The sequence below is a fragment of the Shewanella sp. SACH genome (assembly GCF_001887095.2).
GTDB classification, from domain to species: domain Bacteria; phylum Pseudomonadota; class Gammaproteobacteria; order Enterobacterales; family Shewanellaceae; genus Shewanella; species Shewanella baltica.
In genome coordinates, this window is sequence record NZ_MPDG02000002.1 from 39,983 (window position 1) to 54,520 (window position 14,538).

The 14,538-nt window shown below is 47.3% G+C and carries 14 protein-coding genes and 1 pseudogene; 5 read left to right on the forward strand and 10 right to left on the reverse strand.

What is annotated here, in order from left to right; translation table 11 throughout:
* From BM607_RS22120 to BM607_RS08035, 5 genes and pseudogenes are all read right to left on the reverse strand, one after another.
* Positions 1 to 155: pseudogene (locus tag BM607_RS22120) on the reverse strand (HslU--HslV peptidase proteolytic subunit); the annotation flags it as partial.
* Positions 156 to 304: 149 nt separating this feature from the next.
* Positions 305 to 880 (reverse strand): prepilin-type N-terminal cleavage/methylation domain-containing protein, encoded by a 576-nt coding sequence (locus tag BM607_RS08020; RefSeq protein ID WP_006087084.1) that lies wholly within the window; start codon positions 878 to 880, stop codon positions 305 to 307.
* Between the two features lie 204 nt (positions 881 to 1,084).
* On the reverse strand, positions 1,085 to 1,636 hold the full coding sequence (locus tag BM607_RS08025) for a dihydrofolate reductase family protein (protein WP_071938736.1): 552 nt from the start codon (positions 1,634 to 1,636) through the stop codon (positions 1,085 to 1,087).
* 15 nt (positions 1,637 to 1,651) lie between these two features.
* Complete coding sequence (locus BM607_RS08030; protein ID WP_071938735.1) at positions 1,652 to 1,927, reverse strand: hypothetical protein; 276 nt, start codon at positions 1,925 to 1,927, stop codon at positions 1,652 to 1,654.
* A gap of 414 nt (positions 1,928 to 2,341) precedes the next feature.
* Positions 2,342 to 2,944: a response regulator gene (locus BM607_RS08035; protein WP_071938734.1), complete on the reverse strand. Its 603-nt coding sequence runs from the start codon at positions 2,942 to 2,944 to the stop codon at positions 2,342 to 2,344.
* Between the two features lie 223 nt (positions 2,945 to 3,167).
* Here BM607_RS08035 and BM607_RS08040 point away from each other — a divergent pair, with 223 nt between their 5' ends.
* Entirely contained in the window at positions 3,168 to 4,979 is a 1,812-nt protein-coding gene (locus BM607_RS08040; RefSeq protein WP_071938733.1) for a PhnD/SsuA/transferrin family substrate-binding protein, read from the forward strand.
* A gap of 7 nt (positions 4,980 to 4,986) precedes the next feature.
* On the opposite strand, the gene BM607_RS08045 is transcribed toward BM607_RS08040, so the two are convergent.
* Positions 4,987 to 5,898, reverse strand: coding sequence for a LysR family transcriptional regulator (locus tag BM607_RS08045; protein ID WP_071938732.1), 912 nt, complete (start codon positions 5,896 to 5,898; stop codon positions 4,987 to 4,989).
* Between the two features lie 111 nt (positions 5,899 to 6,009).
* Between BM607_RS08045 and BM607_RS08050 the strand changes: the two genes are divergently transcribed.
* From BM607_RS08050 to BM607_RS08060, 3 genes are read left to right on the forward strand one after another with little or no spacing between them, the layout of a single operon-like run.
* Entirely contained in the window at positions 6,010 to 7,146 is a 1,137-nt protein-coding gene (locus BM607_RS08050; RefSeq protein ID WP_071938731.1) for an alkene reductase, read from the forward strand.
* Positions 7,146 to 7,784, forward strand: coding sequence for an ester cyclase (locus tag BM607_RS08055; RefSeq protein WP_071938730.1), 639 nt, complete (start codon positions 7,146 to 7,148; stop codon positions 7,782 to 7,784). The genes BM607_RS08050 and BM607_RS08055 overlap by 1 nt, the downstream gene beginning before the upstream one ends.
* Positions 7,781 to 8,773: a polysaccharide deacetylase family protein gene (locus BM607_RS08060; protein ID WP_063883315.1), complete on the forward strand. Its 993-nt coding sequence runs from the start codon at positions 7,781 to 7,783 to the stop codon at positions 8,771 to 8,773. Before BM607_RS08055 ends, BM607_RS08060 begins: the two co-directional genes overlap by 4 nt.
* A gap of 121 nt (positions 8,774 to 8,894) precedes the next feature.
* Here the strand turns inward: BM607_RS08060 and BM607_RS08065 are convergent, their stop codons facing one another.
* The 4 genes from BM607_RS08065 to BM607_RS08080 all read right to left on the reverse strand — a co-directional run bounded on the left by BM607_RS08065 (position 8,895) and on the right by BM607_RS08080 (position 13,846).
* Positions 8,895 to 10,055, reverse strand: coding sequence for a putative sulfate/molybdate transporter (locus BM607_RS08065; protein ID WP_071938729.1), 1,161 nt, complete (start codon positions 10,053 to 10,055; stop codon positions 8,895 to 8,897).
* 291 nt (positions 10,056 to 10,346) lie between these two features.
* Positions 10,347 to 11,120, reverse strand: coding sequence for a transporter substrate-binding domain-containing protein (locus BM607_RS08070; protein WP_071938728.1), 774 nt, complete (start codon positions 11,118 to 11,120; stop codon positions 10,347 to 10,349).
* Positions 11,121 to 11,356: 236 nt separating this feature from the next.
* Positions 11,357 to 12,892, reverse strand: coding sequence for a tetratricopeptide repeat protein (locus tag BM607_RS08075; RefSeq protein WP_071938727.1), 1,536 nt, complete (start codon positions 12,890 to 12,892; stop codon positions 11,357 to 11,359).
* A gap of 117 nt (positions 12,893 to 13,009) precedes the next feature.
* Positions 13,010 to 13,846: a mechanosensitive ion channel family protein gene (locus BM607_RS08080; RefSeq protein WP_071938726.1), complete on the reverse strand. Its 837-nt coding sequence runs from the start codon at positions 13,844 to 13,846 to the stop codon at positions 13,010 to 13,012.
* 170 nt (positions 13,847 to 14,016) lie between these two features.
* Here BM607_RS08080 and BM607_RS08085 point away from each other — a divergent pair, with 170 nt between their 5' ends.
* Positions 14,017 to 14,496 carry a hypothetical protein gene (locus BM607_RS08085; protein ID WP_012088107.1) on the forward strand — a complete coding sequence of 160 codons (480 nt, stop codon included), beginning with the start codon at positions 14,017 to 14,019 and terminating at the stop codon, positions 14,494 to 14,496.
* Positions 14,497 to 14,538 lie beyond the last annotated feature (42 nt).

Consider the following 14,538-nt stretch of genomic DNA (forward strand, 5'->3'; position numbering starts at 1 on the left):
GCGGTGCCGCCTGCAAAACCTGCCAGTACCTTGTTGTGATATAAGCGACGCACTTTTTTGGCGTTACCTTTCATTACGGTATTGCCTAGGGAGACTTGGCCATCGCCGGCGATGACAACTTGATTATTACGGCGTACTGATACGATAGTGGTCACAATGAATCCTCTTCTCTGGCCCGCAATGACAAATCATGCGGTGGATGATGGAGTAGATATGGGGATAGATGACAATAATTCAAGTTATAGCGAGAAAAGCCAAAGGAGTTTGCGATCTTTCGCGCACCTTTGGCTGCAAAAATAAGCGCTTACTGGGGAAGGGTTGAGCGACCGACTTCAGTCTTTCCACTATAGGGATAGTATTTAAAATCCCAGTTTTCACTGCCGAAGCTGCGATCGTCCGAGACATAGTTGAAAATACAGTAAGCATTGGGATCGGTAATGTCGACGGCACCATACCAGTAAACAATGTCGACATTGGGAACTGTGCGCCAAGTATATTGAGTAGCAATGATAAATTCATTATTAGCCAAAAGACCTTGCCATAACTGACCGCAATAATCGCCCTGCAATTTAACACCGGCATCAGCGGTTGCAGTCTCTGTTCCCAGTGGAAATCCTGTCGTGCTCGAGTCGAGTTTACCATCGCCATAGCAAGCGAGATCTTGGGTATAACCTGAGTGACCGCCTGCAAGCCAGCAGCTGTGGTAAAGCTTAACGCCAGAGGTAAAGGCCGCAAATGCGGTTTTGGCTCTAGCATCGTGGGCATCTTGGCCTAGGTTTAAAAACTTAGGTGCCGCAACGACGGCCAAGATCCCAAGGATGATAATGACCACAACCAGTTCTATTAATGTAAAACCCTTCGATGACTGCAAACGACTCATATTGCTCACCTATCTGTTAGAGGGGGATATTCTAACGGAACTTCGATTCGCAATCAGTATGTCATTGATAGTATTTATTTGTTTAACATTCTGTTTAACATTCTGTTTAACGTTTTGGTTACATGAACTCAAATAGAGGAGGGCAAGCCGCAAAATGGCAGGGGTTACCTTCGTCATTAATGTCATCGCCCACAGGTAAACGACTTATAAAGCGGTTTCGTCTATCACTTGGTAGCGGGTTTGTACGTAGCCATTGTCATACTGCTGCGTGTGGATTGGCATTAATTGAAGCGCTTGAGCTAAGTCGCCAAAGAGGGGAATGCCTTTACCCAGTAAAGTGGGGATACGAGTGAGCGTGAGTTCCTGAATTAACCCCGCCGCTAAAAAGCCTTGGATCGTTTGTCCACCATCGATATAGAGATGCTTAAAGCCACGGTTTTTGAGTTGTTCGCTAATGCTTGCTGCATCGCCATTAAGCACTTTTACGTGCTCACTTAACGCCGAGGGCACAGTTACACCGCTGCGGCTTAATACAAATACTGGGATATTCACATAGGGCCAATCACAATCGAAGGAGAGGACTTTTTCAAAGCTTTTACGTCCCATCACTATCGCATCGACAGTGTCGATAAAGGCATGATAACCAAAGTCTTCATCGGGATTTGTACTGGGATGCTGGTTTAAAAAGTCGATATCCCCATCGGGAGTGGCGATATAGCCGTCGAGGGTCGCGGCAATAAAAATGGAGGCTTTCATTCATCTTCCTTAATGCTATTTTCGAGCGTGTTTTTCTAATGATTCTTTCAGGGCTTGTTGCTGAGCGAAGCAGTCTTGTTTTGCTTTGTCCGACATATCGTTACACGTTTGACCTTTATCTGGGCCTTCTAATATGGCGGCTGCAACATAAACAGCGGCGTCGGCTGCATTGCATTCTTGTTTGCTGTAGGGGGAGTTTGTATCACATTTTGAATTAAGCGGCCCAACGCAGCCACTCATACAGCTTAAGGCTAAGGTGCTAAAGCTGAGTAATATTAAAGGTTTGAACATTCGCTCTTCCATGATTCTTATTATTTGAGATGGTTGGGAAGTATATAACCGCTTTACAGATGGAGCTAGAACTGGATCGTTCAATTTCCACTTTGGTTGTTATCTCGGAGTAAGGCATTCGCGGATGGGAGAAAAAAATCCCCGAGGGCATAGTTACCCTCGGGTGGAGGTTCAAAAAGCAGTGGATTTCTTGAGCGCCTGCGGGGCACAAAGGAAGGAACCTATGGCGTGATTGTGCGGGCTGATACGATATTTAACAAAGCCAAATGCACAAACTGCGACAGCTTGTCGCAGGTAGGATGAAAACTGTGTTGTTACGGTATCTTGAATGGTCTGGGTAAAAGGGTTTAACGGTTAAATCCATATGCGTGGCGAGAAGACTTAACGATTTTTTAGTGATCACGGGTGATTGACTTAGAAGACAGAATTCAGATTGCCTAAGTGTTGCACTAGCTCTGCCATATTGTTCACTTCGAGTTTTTTCATGATTTTGGCGCGGTGTACTTCAATCGTGCGTAGGGATAAAAACATCGCCTCCGAGATTTGCTTATTGGTCATGCCTTGGATCACATGGGCTAACACTTGCTGCTCGCGCTCGGTCAGTTGGTCAAACTTATGTTGCAGACTTTGCTGCTCGAAGGTCGTTTGGCTTTCACATTGCGCCTTTTCTATCGCTTGTACTAATGCCTTGCCGGACACCGGTTTTTGAAAAAAGTCGCAGGCTCCCTTACGAAAGGCGCTCAGCGCCATAGGTAAGTCGCCGTGGCCAGTGAGAAAGATGACGCCAAGCGGACTGTGGGTTTCGAGCAGTTTTTGCTGCACTTCTTGGCCGGTGATCTCCGGCATTCGGCTATCTAAAATCACGCAGCCTGCCTGCGATAATGCACAGTGCGCAAGGAAGTCGCGGCCGCTGTTGAAGGTTTGTACTTGGTAGCCAAATTGCCCGAGCATAAAACCCAGTGAATCCAGAATCGCTTCATCGTCATCGACTAAATACAGCGGCAGTTTTGTAGACATGGATTTCCTTGTGGGCATGTGGGCATGTGGGGTGGGGGGAGGCCATATCAGCTTAAGCCGCGTCTGTGTCAGGCTCAATTTTAAGCCTAGGTCTTGGGAGGTACATCACTAAATTAGCCGATTATCTTAGGGCAGAAACCAGAGTTTGGCGGCATTTCACAGCTTGATTTTTATCTGCGAGCTAAAGTCGTTTAATGGCATATCAGACAGGGTAATAGCGGTGATGACGACGGGCTCTTGGTGTAAAGCGGTAGTGATGGGATTATGCCTAAGTGTCATTGGGCTCAATCAGTCCTATGCCGATGACGTGCCACAGGTGAACCACTTTAAAGTCGGAGTGTTGGCCAACCACGGCGTATTACAGGCCAAGCAGCGATGGCAACCTATGATGGATTACCTGACTGAACAAGTGCCCAATAGCCATTTTGAAGTGGCGCCCGTCGACTTTAATGGTATGCGTAGTCAGTTACTCGGCCATGATTTGCAGTTTATCGTCACCAACCCCGGGCAATATCTGCATCTAAGCAATAACTTCCCGCTGTCTTGGCTCGCGACGATGAAGAGCCGCAAGCATCAGGGCAGCACTTTTACCATAGGCGCAACTATTATCGTCCGCGCCGATAGCCCTATCCGCACTCTGCAGGATTTGCGCGGGCGCAATGTGGTCGCGAGTGATCCGCAGGCATTAGGCGGGTATCAGGCGGCCATGGGGTTACTGCATAAAATGGGCTTTTTACCCGAACAGTTTTTTGGGCAAGTGCGCTTCCTCGGGTTCCCGTTAGAACCGCTTATCTATCAAGTCAGAGATGGCAGTGCCGACGCCGCAATAGCGCCTTTTTGTACCTTAGAGGAAATGATCGCAACGGGTCTTGTTAATCAGGTCGATTATCGGGTTATCCATCCTGCCACGCCTGCAGGATATGATTGCGAGGTGAGCACTCAGTTATACCCAAACTGGTCATTCGCTGCGGCGGATACGGTTTCTCCTAAGTTGACGATGGCGATTACCCGTGCCTTATTCGATTTACCCGCCGATCATATTGCAGCAATTACCGCCGATACTTTGGGCTGGACTGCGCCCGTAAGCCAGTTAAAAGTGATTGAGTTATTTAAAGAATTACAACTACAGGGAGCATCACCACCACTTTATCAAACCGTATACAAATGGATGGCAAAAAATAAAGAATGGGGTGGTGCACTGTTGTTAATTTTCATTATTTCCACCATTTATCACCTGTGGCTTGAATATAAGTTTCGCCAGAAAAGTGAGTTTTTAGTTAGCACTGAGCGTCAATTAAAGGACAAGGCACTGCAGCTTGAGCGACTGCAAAGTGCGGCGATTCTTGGGGAAATAGGTGCAGGACTTGCCCATGAACTCAATCAACCCATAGCCGCCATTACCCAATACAGCGAAGGTGCCATGCTGCAACTGGAAAGGCTTGGGCAAGATAATCCGGAACTCTATGATGTACTCGGTAAAATTAATGCGCAGTCGATTCGCGCCGGAGCGATTGTGCATCGTATTCGCGGTTTACTCAAGCGGCGTCAGGCCAAGACCGAACCTTTAGATATAGTGCCAGTGGTGAAAGAAGCTTTAGCTCTGTTGCGGCGCGAGCTAGACCGAGCGAATGTGCAAGTGAATGTGCGAGTGCAGGGTGAGCCCTTTGAACTGATGGGCGATAGCGTTGGTTTAAGCCAAATGTGGGTCAATTTAGTAAAAAATAGCTTAGATGCGCTAGAGACCTGCGGCGATAACCGTGTGCGGCAATTATGGATCGATATCTATTTTCAACCGAATGAAATCAAAGTGTTAGTGATTGATAATGGTGAAGGGTTACAGGGACAGGCGAGTGAGTTGATGGCATCATTCGCCTCAACTAAAGATGCGGGGTTAGGCCTAGGTTTAGCTATCTGTAAGGATGTGGTCAGTCGCCACCATGGCAGCATTCAAATCGAAAACTGCCAGCAATCCACGCAAGTCTTGTTGCCGTGGCAACAGGGCTGTGTGGTGACAGTCGTGCTTCCCAAGGAATAAATTACCATTAGGGCAGTGGATAGTTTTGGGAGAACTGGCTGAGCTTTTCTACTAAAAACTCTATGGTGCGACGGATCTTATGGCTGGGATAATCGGTTTGTAGATATACCAATTGCAGTGGGATCGGTGGGGCTATTTTATCGGCTAGCACTAAGTGGAGTCTGCCTTCGGTCACATCTTGCGCCACATCGAGCCAACTCTTATAGGCAATTCCACGACCTGAGAGTGCCCAGTCGCGGATCACTGCGCCATCGTTACAGAAACGTTGGCCCCTGACTTCGATTTCAACGGGGGCGCCGTTATGACTTAACTTCCATTTCTGCCACGGCTCACCGCCGCGATTTAAGATCAGTACTGCGTGTTGGCTAAGTTCATTTAGCGTGCTTGGTGTGCCGTGTTGTGCCAGATAAGCGGGTGAGGCGACCAGTACCCTTGGGGTCATGGCGAGCTGACGCCTTTTAAGGTTTGAGTCGTCAAGCTGGCCATAGCGCAAAGCCAAATGGATATTTTGGTCGATTAAGTCTGTCATATGATCGCCAAAATACAGCTGCACTGTTAGTTCTGGGGCGCTGTCCATCAATTCATCGAGCCAAGCACGGATCTGGCTGCGACCAATATCCGAAGGTAAGGCGAGACGTACTTCGCCCTTAAGCTCACCCCTGTGTTCGGCTAAATTGGCGCTGGCGGTTTCGAGAATCGCCAGTGCAGGTTTCGCCGAATCGAGAAAAATCCGCCCTTCTTCTGTGAGCTGTAAGCGCCGCGTTGAGCGAGCAAATAGCTGACATCCCAGCTTTTTCTCTAATCTTTGCAGCGCGGCACTTGCCGCTGCCGGCGTCATGCCTATTTCTTTACTGGCTGCCGAGAGACTCTCTAAGGCTGCGATACGCAGCGCTAATTGCAGATCGTTTAAATGATACATATCAAATTATTTTTGAAAATGATTTTAATAATAGCCTGATTATCAATATAGATTAACTAATGCACAATTGCACCACTGATGTTTCATCTTAATTTCTGGTTCGGAGTGTGTATGAGTCTATTCATGTCTTACAAATTAGCGTCACTGGCCCTAAACAATCGCATTGTGATGGCTCCTATGACTCGGGCGCGTACTACGCAGCCAGGCAATATTCCTAATGACCTGATGGCGCAATATTATGCCCAGCGCGCCTCGGCGGGGCTAATCATTACAGAAGCGACACAAATCTCCGATGACAGCCAAGGCTATTCATTTACGCCGGGCGTGTATACCGCTGAGCAAATTGAGGGCTGGGGAAAAGTCACTGCGGCAGTGCATGAAGCAGGCGGTAAAATCTTCAATCAAATCTGGCATGTTGGCCGTGTATCACACCCGATTTTTCAGCAGGGTAATGCCCCGATTGCGCCATCGGCCATTGCGCCCGTTGGCACGAAAGTATGGATTGTGGATGAAGCCCATCCTGAAGGACAAATGGTGGATTGCCCAGAACCTAGAGCTATGGTGCAAGCGGATATCGACCGTGTGGTGGCCGATTTTGCACAGGCGGGTGTGAATGCGGTTGCGGCGGGTTTTGATGGAATCGAAATTCACGGCGGCAATGGTTATCTGATTGACCAGTTTTTACGCACCAATTCAAACCACAGAACTGATGTCTACGGTGGTTCTCAGGAAAATCGCATTCGTTTTTTACTCGAAATTGTCCAAGCCGTGAGTGCGAAAATTGGTGCCAATAAAGTCGGGGTTCGCCTCGCCCCTTATGTGACGTTTAAAGATATGGCGTGTCCTGAAATTGTAGACACTATTCTGTTAGCGGCTAAGCATTTATCGGCATTAGGCGTGGCATATGTACATCTTTCAGAGGCGGATTGGGATGATGCGCCCAAGGTGCCAGAGTCCTTTAGAGTCGAGCTGCGTAAAGTCTTTAAGGGCAGCATTATTGTTGCGGGTCGCTACGATGTGGCGCGTGCCAATGAGGTGATTGATAGCGGTTATGCGGACTTAGTCGCCTTCGGTCGTCCTTTTATTGCCAATCCTGATTTGCCTTACCGTTTAATGCATCAATTGCCTTTATCTGCATTCGACAAAGGGCCTTTGTTTGGCGGTAGTGCGGCGGGTTATACCGATTATCCTACATACAACGAAGCATTGAGAGCCGTTATCCGTTCGGATGAGGATGAGGTGGCATAATGGATAGGGTTAACCGTTTATCTGTGCAGCGATATCCTGCATGGCTCAGCTTAAGTCTATGGTTTTCAGGTTTTATAGGTATCGCAATGGTGGGTTTTAGCTTAGCTAGTCTGAGCTTAGATGCGATGGCCGACCAAGTCGGCGCGACCCCTGAAATAACTAAAGTATCAGCGTCGTTAGTGCCAAAAGTGGCGGCAATGGAAACGATTTCTGATGAATCACCGCAGGCACAAGCTATCGCCCGCGCCGCCTTGTTGTATGCTAGTTTTTGGCACACGGGCGATGCAAGTTTTGCCCACGGCGCATTGGCGACTGGTTTTATCGACCGTACTCTGCCCGCTGGCCGCGCACAGGGAATCACGGGTCCACTCGAAGCCTCAAAGGCATTTAGGGCAGCGGTCCCCGATCTCTCTGTTTCAGTTGAGCATTTGCTAGTCGTTGGCGATCGTGCAGTGGTGCGTCTGCGTTTTAATGGCCGCTTCACTGGTGTCTTTGGTGAGCAAAAAGGCCAAGGGCAGAAAATCGATTTTCGTGCTGTTGACATGTATCGAGTACGGGATGGTTTCATCACAGATAACTGGCACCTCGAAGATTATCAAACGCTATTTTCTCAATTAGCTGCAGGGACTCAATCATGAATCAACGTCGACGATTTTTAATGGCAGGTGGCGCCATCGCTGCTGGATTCGGCCTAAGCCAAACAGCGCTGGCTATTGGTTTACCATCATTAGATACCTTAGAAAATGACTCCAAAAGTTCAGGTGGCAGTGGTATGAACAAAATATTTTGGCCAAGTGGTGAGCAGTTAGTGATTTCAATCTCAATGCAGTTTGAAGCAGGTGCTCAAGATAAAAATGCCGAAGGGCCGTTTCCGCCGATGGAAAAGGGCTATCCAGATACCATCACCCCGACTTGGTACGACTACGGTATGAACGAAGGTATTCCAAGGCTGCTGCGCTTGTGGCGTAAGCACAATATCAAGGTGACTTCTCACATGGTTGGGCGCGCCGCTGAGCTACATCCTCAACTTGCCAAACAAGTTGCAGATGAGGGGCATGAGATTTCGGGCCACGGACAAACGTGGACGCCACAGTACAGCATGTCGCCAGCAGAGGAACGCGCCTCCTATGTGGCGAGTATTGAGACGCTGCAAAGGATCACTGGTCAGCGCCCCTTAGGTTTTAATGCCTTTTGGATGCGCCATAGTACTCAAACCCTCAATATTTTGCAGGACTTAGGTTTTATTTATCACATCGATGACCTATCGCGGGATGAACCTTCAATTATCCCAGTAGGAAATAAGCCTTTTGCGGTTGTGCCTTACACTTTACGTAACAATGATATAGGACGTTTTGGTGGCAACACTGCTATGACGGCCGCCGCCTTTTTGCAGGAACTGAAGGATGAGTTCGACATGCTCTATCAAGAAGGTTCGGCGCAGCGACGTATGATGTCGATCAGTGTGCACGACCGTATTGGTGGCGCTCCTGGATTGGTGACCGCCTTAGATAAGTTTATTCAGTACGCGAAAGGTCACGCCAGCGTTGGCTTTATGCGTAAAGATGCCATTGCTAAATGGGCGCTGGCGCAAAAAGACACACCGACCAATCCTGCAAGAACCTTTTAGCCTGCTATAACTCTCGTTCTCGTTGATGGCAGTTGGAAGAGGTTTTAATGGTTAACAAAAAGCGCGTAATTAAACGCGCTTTTTGTTTTTGGGAACCATTATTACAGCGAGTCGGAAGCGATTAACGCATGGCCAACATGGCCCAAGTGCGGCGACCTTGCTCTAGAATGATCCCCACTGCGAGCCCTGCGGCGGCGTTGATGGCAAGACAAGTGACGGCTGTGGATAAAATCACAAAGATACAGAAAGGCTTACCATCGATTAAGCGTTTCGACCACGCCAGTTGCAGCCCCGCAGTGGTTAGCAAACTGCCGAGGATTGCCATAGGAATAAGGCTTAATAGCCAAGCGATATGGCTACCCCAGCACAGGGCTATCACTAAACAGGTGCTGCCAAAAATTAACGGCGCTAGGTAAGTGCGGGCACCAAAATGGTATTGCACCGCAAGTCCACCCGCACCGTGGCACATGGCCGAGGCGCCAAAGGGCGCGAGCAGTAAGTTGGCAAGACCTGAGCTAATGGCGAAGTTTTTGGGTGTGAGCTTGGCAGCATCTTCGGGGAATTTCTCCTGCGCCATTACAGACGTGGCGATCACTGCATTGGTTAAGGTGAGAGCCAGTTGTGGTAAAACCAATAAAAGCGCGGCGGAAGTCCACTCAACAGACGTCGGCCAAGCCAATTGAAATGGCGCTGTCACTGCTTGAATATCGAAGTTAGTGACTAAATTAGTTTGTGTACTTGCTTGCCAAATCATCCCCGCTGCTATGACTAAGGGCATGGCAAGGTAGCGAAGCGGCAAAAATTTACTGATAAAAAGTAATACAAAAGCCCCGACGCCAATTAACCAAAACTCACTCATCATCTTAGTGCCCATCCACATCAGTTGCAGACCTATAGCGAGTTGAATGCCCACACTCACAGCTTGGGATAACTGTTTGGCCAGCCACGTAATGGCGCCGCTAAAGGCGAGAATTAACAGGATAATACCCATCAACATGGCGCTTGCCTGCAACATACCAGGGGTTAAGCCTTGGGCGATTACCAGTGCGGCGATTACTTTCATCGGTTGTACGGGAATAGGGCGACGGTAAAACAGTGCGCTTAAGATGGCGAATAAACCAAACCCCAAAAATATCCCTTGGGGCGAAAATTGATTGAGGGCAATCAGCCCCAACACCAAAGGTAAAAAAGTGCCCAAGTCGGCAAAGGCACCACTGGTTTCACCGAGTAAACGGTTGAATGAAGGATTGGATACTGTTTGTGGGATTTTGCCCGAGGTCATATAGGTTGCCGCAATTGAACACGTTATGACTACGCAAAATAAATGCCATAAAAATCAGGTGATTTGGCGGATAGACAGAGTCAAACTACCGTACGGCGTCACTCAATGAGACAAACTGGGGCAAGGCTGAAGAATGGCTGAGTCTAAATGTCTGCGTTTGTGCCAGAGTGGCAACATCATAAAAAAGAGATCTTAGTGAAACACTAAGATCTCAAAGGGTATTGCAGGGAACGGGCTAGTTAAGGCTGTTTATGTTTCATTGGGTCACCCTTTGGCTAAACAGCAATCAGATTAGTGAGTGGTGGGCGATTCGGTGAGATTTAGCGGAGGCTCGACACCATAGGATTCAAATAGCCGAGTGATTTCGCCTGAGGTGCGCATGTCGTCGACTATCTGGTGAACTTGCTTGGCATATTGATGCAGCGGCGACATGAGCGGAATGCTGAAATAGCGGCCGTTCTTGCTGATGTCGACGTATTCCATCTGCTTAAGCTGGGGATCTTTAGCAAAGAATTGCATCTCATGTTGTTCGGAGGTGATAGCTAAATCGATACGCTCTGCCTTCAACATATTGATTAACTGGCCGTTATCATTAACAAAAGACACTTTCAGTTGATTTTGATTGTCATTGAACTGCGGACAGTAAAAAGCGCCTCTGAGTGCGCCAATGATATAAGGCTTTAATTCATCGAAATTTTTGACCTCAAGCTGTCGATTCGTAAGGGCAAAGTAATAGACGTAGCGCTTGTCGTAGCCCAGTAGCATAGGGTCCAGAAAATCGTTGCGCTCGGGTGTCATCGAATGGACGGGAATGAGGTCGACTTGTCCCGTTTCGGCGACTTTTATCGTGCGTGCCCAAGGCACATTACTCCAATTTACCTTGTGACCTAGACGGGTGATAACTTGATTGATCACCGCAGCACCTGGGCCTTTGCACTCACCATTTTCGAAATAAATAACAGGATGCCTATCGCGGCAGTGTGCTTGCCAGACAATAGCAGAGGTTTCTGCTCTCGCTTGGGGCAGAAATAAGCATGAAATGACGATTATCAGTATCAGCCTCATTCATCTTGCCTATTAAAATGGTCAGTTTTAATTATCGGGCTGGACAGTTAATCCGACTAGGTTTTATGTCTAGTCATTTAGCCGTACAGGTTTAGTGAATACAATGATTGTAGTGCTTATAAATCCACTATGCTTTTTAAGTAATTATAAATGCACTCTATTTTATCACTAAAAGGTTTGGCTTATTTAATTTGGCCAAACCTTTTTTGGGACTCATTCGCTGCTGCGAAACTTACCTATACAGACTCAAGATAGGGCGTTAATTGGGTCTCAATGGCCTCAATTTGGGTTTCGGCGTAGGCAAGTTCAGATTCTGTTAAGCAAGATTTAGCGCTGGTTTGATAGAGCAGCTGGTCGCTATTCATACCATATTTACCAAAATGACGCAGTAATAAGCTAGACCAAATAAACACTTGTACTGGCTTGTTTAATCGCTCCGCGCCGTAAATATCGACCAGTTCTTGCATGGCATTTTCATTACCTAGCTCTGCCGATTTAATGTACCAAGCTTCTGCTGCCTGTAGATCCTCTCGCGTAGGATTTTCACCACTTAGAAATGATTCAGCCTTGTTGCCATAGAAATAGGCTTGTTGCTCAGTGGGGATCGGATACTGATGCAAGAAACTGTCATGCAGCCGCTCGGCCTCTCTTACCTCTAAGCTGCCCAGTTGTTGACTCAATCTAGCTAATTCTTTTAGGTGGTCAGCGCTATGGCTCATGGCTGCAAGCTGATAATACATTAACGCTTTAATCGGCTGGCGGCTTACGCCTAAGCCTTGTTCATGTACTTTGCCTAAGCCTGATAAGGCGTCTTCATTCCATTCTGTGATGAGTTCTTCGTAGTAATTTTTGGCTTTTAGGTAGTCATCATCATTTTGCGGGTCGACGAGTAAAAGATTGGCCAGCGTGACCTGAGCAAAGCTATTACCTGCTTCAAAGGATTTCGTTAACCAATAACGGGCCTTGACATAATCCACTGGAAAATCTTCGCCATAAAAGAAGCGTCTACCCAAGTAAAATTGTCTGAAATCATTGTCTTCGGCTTGTTCGCTGAGCAAAGCCTCTGCACGAGCTACATCTTTTGGCCCACCTTGGCCAGCGAGGAGCATATTGCCTAAGTGCTCTTTGGCCAGTTCATCGCCATTAGCCGCCGCTTTTTCAAAGTACTGTCTCGCTTTGGCAAAGTCAGACGTCACTCGTTTGTCATGCCAATAAAGCGCCCCTAGGTGGTAATCGGCATCTGGATGTTGTTGGGCTGCGGCTTTTTCAAACCAATCAATGGCTTGAGTCGCATTTGGATCGAGTAAAGGCTGCCTTTCATATAAAAGCCCAAGTTCATACTGAAAGGCGGCATCGCCTGCTTCAGCATTGGGTTTGAGCTGAGCCTCCAGCATTTCTAGATCTTCCCGAGTTTGCGCTTCAGGCGAAAGCAAATTCGGTAGCGTTAACAGTGATAAGTATTGGGCATCGAGTTCGGCCGCTTTTTTATACCAATCGTTCGAGGCTTTAGCATCGGCTGGCACTTGTGGAAATCGGCCCGAATATAATTCGGCAAGGGTGATAGCCGCAACTGCCAACCCTTTATCCACGGCTTGATGAATAAAATCTAAGCCTGCTTCTACTTGATCTTTATTAATCAGTGCGATGCCATGATGGAGTAGCGCATTGGGCTCTCCTGCGGCAAGCGCTTCGGCTTGAGCTTGTTTTTTTTGATATTTAGCGAAGAAAATAAACAGTACAACAAAAGCAATAATTATGAGTATCAACAACATAGTAATCCATCACTATCGATATTTGGGAGCATAGTAAACGTAAATTCGTACAAGAATGCAAATTTACAATGTGGGCTAGGCTGACCGACTACGCCGGTCAACCCATGATCATTAGCGTTATTTATCTTGCAGATGGATCTCCCTGATGGGGCAGGCAATCTCGATTTCCGCCTGCTTAAGGGCGTTGTAGAGGGCTAAGTTCACCTTATATTTATGCTGAAAATAGCTTTGCGTGGGCACCCAATAGCGCACTCCCATTTCAATCCCGATAGCATTAAAACCATTGATGCCGATATTGGGCATGGTCTCTTGATAGACATAGGGATTGTTGCTCAATAACTCAGTGATCACACTAATGGCCCGTTCGGGATCTGTGTTGTAACTGAGATTAAACTGGGTTTCGACCAGTTTATTGCTAAAGGAATTATGCAGGATCTCACCGACGATATGCTTATTGGGAATGCTGATTTGCTCGCCTTCCTCATTACTCAGAATGGTCATGCCTAAGTGGATACGTTTAACGACACCGCTTTCCCCTTTGATTTCGATAGTGTTTCCCACCACGAAAGGACGGGTGACGATAATGGTCACGCCGGCGGCATAGTTGGCTAACATGCCTTGCAAGGCTAAGCCAGCACCTAAGGAGGCGGCGCCAATGGCTGCCACCATAGGGGTGACGCTGATGCCAATTTTGCCGAGGGCGATAATCCCGACCATGATGATGATCAGAATGCGGATAAGGTTACTGACAAAATTGCTTAAGGTAATGTCGATATTGTGTTTTTCGAACTGCTTCGCGACTAAACGTGATGCCTTACTGGCGACCCACAACCCCAGTAAAAAGATCAGCAAAGCGCCGACCAATTGGAAGCTATAGGTGACTAGAAACTCTGTGATCAGCTGATAAACGCCTTGTAGTTGCTGCAATTCCTGATCGAGTCCAGGTGTTATCATTATGATATCCTTGTAATAAACTTAACTGTGCGATTATAGCGCAGAAATCCCATCAAATACTTATTCGCCATGCATGTGTGAAGCGTATCATGTAATCGCGGTTGGTTTAATGAGTCGATAGGGGGAGTCAGGTATGCTGTCCGCCTATCCAATAATGGAGTCGAGTGTTTATGAAAACGCTGTTGTTATGTCTGTCTTGTCTATTAACCCCCATGTGGGCGTATGCTGCGAGTTATGTTGCTGGCGATGCGATTAATCCTATTTCACTTCTTGATCAAAATGATCAAACGATAAGTGTGACAGATGAAACTCAAGTTTTACTCTTTAGCCGCAGCATGAAAGGCGGCGATGTGATTAAAGAAGCACTCACGCCTCTGAGTGCGACTCAAATGCCTAATGGGTTAGTTTATGTCGCCGATATCAGTGGCATGCCTTCTTTAATCGCTAAGTTTGTTGCTGTGCCACAAATGCAAGATTTACCCTTTGCGATTGGGTTAGATAGGGAAGGTGAGATCAGTCGCTTGTTACCCGATACCAAAGATATGGCCACTATGATATTACTCAATCAGCGTAATATTTTAGATATCGCCTATTTTGATTCCAGTGAAGCCTTGGGCCAAGCACTCGCAAAACTGAATCAGCCGCAGTAACGATTTAATTTACTTGAACTATTTTAAGGCATCAGATTAGCC

What these genes read in the sequence shown, in the direction of transcription:
- BM607_RS08045 (WP_071938732.1), bottom strand. Translation starts at nt 5,898, where the DNA reads ATGTATCATTTAAACGATCTGCAATTAGCGCTGCGTATCGCAGCCTTA.
- BM607_RS08050 (WP_071938731.1), top strand. Translation starts at nt 6,010, where the DNA reads ATGAGTCTATTCATGTCTTACAAATTAGCGTCACTGGCCCTAAACAAT.
- BM607_RS08065 (WP_071938729.1), bottom strand. Translation starts at nt 10,055, where the DNA reads ATGACCTCGGGCAAAATCCCACAAACAGTATCCAATCCTTCATTCAAC.
- BM607_RS08025 (WP_071938736.1), bottom strand. Translation starts at nt 1,636, where the DNA reads ATGAAAGCCTCCATTTTTATTGCCGCGACCCTCGACGGCTATATCGCC.
- BM607_RS08020 (WP_006087084.1), bottom strand. Translation starts at nt 880, where the DNA reads ATGAGTCGTTTGCAGTCATCGAAGGGTTTTACATTAATAGAACTGGTT.
- BM607_RS08085 (WP_012088107.1), top strand. Translation starts at nt 14,017, where the DNA reads ATGAAAACGCTGTTGTTATGTCTGTCTTGTCTATTAACCCCCATGTGG.
- BM607_RS08040 (WP_071938733.1), top strand. Translation starts at nt 3,168, where the DNA reads ATGACGACGGGCTCTTGGTGTAAAGCGGTAGTGATGGGATTATGCCTA.
- BM607_RS08070 (WP_071938728.1), bottom strand. Translation starts at nt 11,120, where the DNA reads ATGAGGCTGATACTGATAATCGTCATTTCATGCTTATTTCTGCCCCAA.
- BM607_RS08060 (WP_063883315.1), top strand. Translation starts at nt 7,781, where the DNA reads ATGAATCAACGTCGACGATTTTTAATGGCAGGTGGCGCCATCGCTGCT.
- BM607_RS08030 (WP_071938735.1), bottom strand. Translation starts at nt 1,927, where the DNA reads ATGTTCAAACCTTTAATATTACTCAGCTTTAGCACCTTAGCCTTAAGC.
- BM607_RS08035 (WP_071938734.1), bottom strand. Translation starts at nt 2,944, where the DNA reads ATGTCTACAAAACTGCCGCTGTATTTAGTCGATGACGATGAAGCGATT.
- BM607_RS08055 (WP_071938730.1), top strand. Translation starts at nt 7,146, where the DNA reads ATGGATAGGGTTAACCGTTTATCTGTGCAGCGATATCCTGCATGGCTC.
- BM607_RS08080 (WP_071938726.1), bottom strand. Translation starts at nt 13,846, where the DNA reads ATGATAACACCTGGACTCGATCAGGAATTGCAGCAACTACAAGGCGTT.
- BM607_RS08075 (WP_071938727.1), bottom strand. Translation starts at nt 12,892, where the DNA reads ATGTTGTTGATACTCATAATTATTGCTTTTGTTGTACTGTTTATTTTC.